Source organism: Bartonella sp. AD328YNZD (genome assembly GCF_042196425.1).
Genome location: NZ_JBHIQG010000876.1, coordinates 1 through 534 on the forward strand (window position 1 = coordinate 1; position 534 = coordinate 534).

1 other RNA gene is annotated in these 534 nt (G+C 40.8%); it reads right to left on the reverse strand.

Annotation, left to right across the window (positions count from 1 at the left end):
• Positions 1-222: 222 nt before the first annotated feature.
• Positions 223-534: a transfer-messenger RNA gene (gene ssrA, locus ACFIO3_RS15540) on the reverse strand; the annotation flags it as partial.

Below are 534 nucleotides of genomic sequence, written 5' to 3' on the forward strand. Positions count from 1 at the left end.
GCATCCTGAACGAGAATATCGTAACGGATTTGATCTTTAACCATCGAAGTTTATTCCTTTTATTTCACGTAGCAGAATGGGGCGTATTGATATTGTGTGATAGAATATATTTTAAATTAGCAGATTTTTTCTACGATGCACCTCAATAAATCGAATAAATACGAAACTCTATGGTAAATAATGTCTGATAATGTCTGAAAGATCAATCAACAACATTTAAAAAGTGAAGGCTTCTGTTGCCAGGTGCCTCCGAACCCCGCTTAAACCTGCGACGGTTTAAGACTCAATTTGAAACATTCACACCACCTTAAGCGGCGAGACGTGCTTCCGCATAGTTGTCATTTGCAACTACTCATTTAGCCCGATAACGGTGGTACAATGCCGAGTAAAAGAGCGATCTTTACACCCTTGTCGATCCTATTTCGCCCCCACCAAAATATAACTTTGCTTTCTTATATTTTGGTGGAGGCGCCGGGTACCGCCCCCGGGTCCAATAGGTTTATTTCACCGTCCATTTATTACCATAGCTGGTAA